This window comes from Oceanobacter sp. 5_MG-2023, assembly GCF_030548165.1.
In the GTDB taxonomy this organism is placed as follows: domain Bacteria; phylum Pseudomonadota; class Gammaproteobacteria; order Pseudomonadales; family Oceanobacteraceae; genus Oceanobacter.
Genome location: NZ_JAUORS010000043.1, coordinates 1 through 5,812, shown reverse-complemented (window position 1 = coordinate 5,812; position 5,812 = coordinate 1). Strand labels below are relative to the sequence as shown.

The 5,812-nt window shown below is 53.1% G+C and carries 1 protein-coding gene; it reads left to right on the top strand.

What is annotated here, in order from left to right; all coding sequences use genetic code 11:
- Positions 1-5,812, top strand: a 5,812-nt coding sequence (locus tag Q4551_RS15925; protein WP_303434900.1) for a cadherin repeat domain-containing protein, incomplete at both ends; no start/stop codon positions are given.

Below are 5,812 nucleotides of genomic sequence, written 5' to 3'. Positions count from 1 at the left end.
CACCGACGATTACCTCTGGTGATACCGCGACTGCCATCGATGAAAACAGCGGTGCTGGGCAGGTGGTGTATACCGCTACCGCTGATGACTCTGCTGATATTTCTGATGGCGTGAGTTTCAGTCTGTCAGGCGACGATGCGGCGTACTTCTCGATTGATGCCAGCACCGGTGAAGTGACTTTGTTGGCTGATGCCGATTACGAGACCAAGTCCAGCTACAGCTTTACTGTCACTGCTACCGATGGAGCCGGTAACCATACCGATCAAACCGTCACCCTGGCGGTTAATAATCTGGATGAAGTCGCACCAATCATTACGTCTGGTGCGGCGGCGACTGCCATTGATGAGAACACGGGTACTGGCTCTGTTATTTACACAGCGACGGTGGATGACACTGCTGATATTTCTGATGGTGTGGCTTTCTCGCTCTCAGGCGACGATGCTGCGTACTTATCGATCGATGCTGTAACTGGCGAAGTTACTTTGTTGGCCGATGCCGATTACGAAGCCAAAGCCAGCTATTCATTTGTAGTCACTGCCACCGATGGGGCCGGTAACCATACAGACCAAGCCGTCACGCTGGCGGTGAATAACCTCGATGAAGTCGCACCAAGCATTATATCTGGCACTACTGCCACTGCGATCGATGAAAACAGCGGTGCCGGGCAAGTGGTATATATCGCTACTGCCAATGACTCTGCCGATATTTCTGATGGCGTAGTTTTCTCGCTCTCAGGCGACGATGCGGCGTATTTCAGCATCAACTCAGCCACCGGTGAAGTCACCTTATTGGCCGACGCTGATTACGAGACCAAACCAAACTACAGTTTTACTGTAACTGCCACCGATGGCGCCGGTCACTTCACTGATCAGACCGTGACGCTGGCGGTCAATGATTTGGATGAGTCGGGACCGGTATTTAACTCCGGGAGTCTGGCGGATGCCATTGATGAAAGCTCTGGTGCCAGCTCGGTTATTTACACAGCCACAACCAATGATGCGACAGCGGTTTATAGCCTCTCGGGAGCCGATGCAGCGTATTTCAGCATCAACTCCGCTACAGGCGAAGTCACCTTGTTGGCCGACGCTGATTACGAAACAAAAGACAGTTACAACTTTACCGTCACAGCCATCGATGGAGCCGGTAACCACACCGACCAAATCGTCACCTTAGCAGTCAATAACCTCGATGAAGTGGCGCCAAGCATTACATCTGGCGCTACGGCTACCGCGATCGATGAAAACTTTGGTGCTGGGCAAGTAGTGTATACCGCCACTGCGGATGACTCTGCTGATATTTCTGATGGTGTGAGTTTCAGTCTGTCGGGTGCAGATGCGTCACTGTTCAGCATCAACTCAGCCACCGGTGAAGTCACCTTATTGGCCGACGCTGATTACGAGACCAAACCAAGCTACAACTTTACTGTAATCGCCACCGATGGAGCGGGTAACTTTACCAATCAGGCCGTTACCCTGGCAGTCAATAACCTGGATGAAGTGGCACCAACGATTACCTCTGGTGATACCGCGACTGCCATCGATGAAAACAGCGGTGCCAGTATTGTGGTATATACCGCCATTGCCGATGACTCCACAGATATCTCTGATGGTGTGACTTTCTCGCTCTCAGGCGACGATGCAGCGTATTTTTCGATTGATACCAGCACCGGTGAAGTCACCTTGTTGGCCGACGCCGATTACGAAACAAAAGCCAGCTATTCATTTGTAGTCACCGCCACCGATGGGGCTGGTCACTTCACTGATCAGACCGTGACGCTGGATGTGAATGATCTGGATGAAGTGGGGCCTGTATTTACCTCTGGCACATTGGCGGATGCCATTGATGAAAACTCCGGTGGGAACGCGGTGATTTACACCGCGACCACGGACGACGCGGCAGTGGTTTATTCGTTGTCTGGTACAGATGCGTCACTGTTCAGCATCAACTCCGCTACAGGTGAAGTGACTTTGTTGGCTGATGCCGATTACGAAACCAAACCAAGCTACAGCTTTACTGTCACCGCTACCGACGGAGCTGGTAACTTTACCAATCAGGCCGTTACCCTGGCGGTCAATAACTTGGATGAAGCAGCACCGACGATTACCTCTGGTGATACCGCGACTGCCATCGATGAAAACAGCGGTGCCGGGCAAGTGGTGTATACCGCTGTTGCTGATGACTCTGCTGATATTTCTGATGGTGTGACCTTCTCGCTCTCGGGTGACGATGCCGCGTACTTCAGTATCAACTCGGTAACCGGTGAAGTCACCTTGTTGGCGGATGCGGACTACGAGACCAAATCAAGCTACAGCTTTACTGTCACCGCCACCGACGGCGCGGGTTTACAAGATAGCCAAGCCGTGACGCTGGATGTGAATGATCTGGATGAGTCAGGACCGGTATTTAACTCCGGGACTCTGGCGGATGCCATTGATGAAAACTCCGGTGAAAACACGGTGATTTACACCGCAGCGACCGATGACGCGACGGCGGTTTATAGTCTCTCAGGTACAGATGCGTCACTGTTCAGCATCAACTCCGCTACAGGCGAAGTGACTTTGTTGGCGGATGCCGACTATGAGACTAAGCCAAGCTACAGCTTTACCGTCACCGCTACCGATGGGGCGGGTAACCACACGGACCAAGCCGTCACGCTGGCGGTGAATAACCTCGATGAAGTGGCACCGACGATTACCTCTGGTGACACCGCGACTGCCATCGATGAAAACTCTGGTGCTGGGCAAGTGGTGTATACCGCCACCGCTGATGACTCTGCTGATATTTCGGACGGCGTAACGTTTAGCCTTGGCGGCACTGACGCGGCTTACTTCACCATTGATACCAATACTGGCGAAGTGACTCTAAAAGCTGATGCTGATTACGAGACCAAACCAAGCTACAGCTTTATCGTCACCGCCACCGATGGGGCCGGTCACTCCACTGACCAGACCGTGACGCTGGCGGTCAATGATCTGGATGAGTCAGGACCGGTATTTAACTCCGGGAGTCTGGCGGATGCCATTGATGAAAACTCTGGTGCCAGCTCGGTTATTTACACAGCCACAACCAATGATGCGACGGCGGTTTATAGTCTCTCAGGTACAGATGCGTCACTGTTCAGCATCAACTCCGCTACAGGCGAAGTGACTTTGTTGGCGGATGCCGACTATGAGACCAAGTCCAGTTACAGCTTTACTGTCACCGCCACCGATGGGGCTGGTAACTTTACCAATCAGGCCGTCACCCTGGCGGTGAATGACCTCGATGAAGTGGCACCGACGATTACTTCTGGCGCGACGGCCACTGCCATCGATGAAAACAGCGGTGCCGAGCAAGTGGTGTATACCGCTGTTGCTGATGACACTGCTGATATTTCTGATGGTGTGAGTTTCAGTCTGTCGGGTGCAGATGCTGCGTACTTCTCGATTGATGCCAGCACCGGCGAAGTCACCTTGTTGGCGGATGCCGACTACGAGACCAAACCAAACTACAGTTTTACTGTAACTGCCACCGATGGCGCCGGTCACTTCACTGATCAGACCGTGACGCTGGCGGTCAATGATCTGGATGAGTCAGGACCGGTATTTAACTCCGGGAGTCTGGCGGATGCCATTGATGAAAACTCTGGTGCCAGCTCGGTTATTTACACAGCCACAACCAATGACGCGACGGTGGTTTATAGCCTCTCGGGAGCCGATGCTGCGCTATTCAGTATCAACTCGGTAACCGGTGAAGTCACCTTATTGGCCGACGCTGATTACGAGACCAAACCAAGCTACAGCTTTACCGTCACAGCTACTGATGGAGCTGGTAACCACACGGACCAAGCCGTTACGCTGGCGGTCAATAACCTCGATGAAGTCGCACCGACGATTACCTCTGGTGATACCGCGACTGCCATCGATGAAAACAGCGGTGCTGGGCAAGTGGTGTATACCGCTGTTGCTGATGACACTGCTGATATTTCTGATGGTGTGAGTTTCAGTCTGACGGGTGCAGATGCTGCGTATTTCAGCATCAACTCGGCCACCGGTGAAGTCACCTTATTGGCCGACGCTGATTACGAGACCAAGTCCAGTTACAGCTTTACCGTCACCGCTACCGATGGGGCTGGTAACCACACGGACCAAGCCGTCACCTTGGCAGTCAATAACCTGGATGAAGTGGCACCGACGATTACTTCTGGCGCTACGGCCACTGCCATCGATGAAAACAGCGGTGCCGGGCAAGTGGTGTATACCGCTGTTGCTGATGACACTGCTGATATTTCTGATGGTGTGAGTTTCAGTCTGTCGGGTGCAGATGCTGCGTACTTCTCGATTGATGCCAGCACCGGTGAAGTGACCTTATTAGCCGACGCTGATTACGAGACCAAACCAAGCTACAACTTTACTGTAATCGCCACCGATGGGGCCGGTAACCACACGGACCAAGCCGTCACCTTGGCGGTCAATGATCTGGATGAAGTGGCACCGGCATTTACATCCGGTTCAACAGCGACCGCCATTGACGAAAATTCTGGTGCCAGCTCGGTTATTTACACCGCGACCACGGACGACGCGGCAGCGGTTTATTCGTTGTCTGGTATAGATGCGTCACTGTTCAGCATCAACTCAGCCACCGGCGAAGTGACGTTATTGGCGGATGCCGATTACGAAACAAAAGCTAGTTACAGCTTTACCGTCACCGCTACTGATGTGGCGGGTAACTTTACCGATCAAACCGTCACGCTGGCGGTCAATGACCTGGATGAAGTGGCACCAAGCATTACATCTGGCGCTATCGCCACTGCGATCGACGAAAATAGCGGTGCCAGTACTGTGGTGTATACCGCCATTGCGGATGACTCTGCCGATATTTCTGATGGTGTGGTTTTCTCGCTCTCAGGCGACGATGCGGCGGATTTCAGCATCAACTCAGCCACCGGCGAAGTCACTTTGTTGGCGGATGCCGATTACGAAGCCAAAGCCAGCTATTCATTTGTAGTCACAGCAACTGATGGGGTTGGTAACTTTACCGATCAAACCGTCACCCTGGCGGTCAATAACCTCGATGAAGCAGCACCGACGATTACCTCTGGTGATACCGCGACTGCCATCGATGAAAACAGCGGTGCCGGGCAGGTGGTGTATACCGCGGCGGCCGATGATTCCGCAGATATCTCCGATGGAGTAACGTTTAGCCTTGGCGGCACTGATGCGGCTTACTTCACCATTGGTATCAATACCGGCGAAGTGACTTTGTTGGCTGATGCCGATTACGAGACCAAGTCCAGCTACAGCTTTACTGTCACCGCTACCGATGGGGCGGGTAACCACACCGATCAAACTGTTACCCTGGCAGTGAATAACCTGGATGAAGTGGGGCCTGTATTTACCTCCGGTACGTTGGCGGATGTCATTGATGAGAACTCCGGTGAGAACACGGTGATTTACACCGCAGCGACGGATGATGCGACGGCGGTTTATAGCCTCTCGGGAGCCGATGCAGGGCTGTTCAGCATTAATTCAGCCACCGGCGAAGTGACGTTATTGGCGGATGCCAATTACGAGACCAAGTCCAGCTACAGCTTTACTGTCACCGCTACCGATGGGGCCGGTAACTACACCGACCAAGCCGTGACGCTGGCGGTCAATAACCTGGATGAAGCAGCGCCAAGCATTACGTCTGGCGCGACGGCTACCGCGATCGATGAAAACAGCGGTGCCGGCAGTGTGATTTATACCGCCACTGCTGATGACTCTGCTGATATTTCTGATGGCGTGAGTTTCGGTCTGTCGGGTGCAGATGCTGCGTACTTCTCGATTGATAC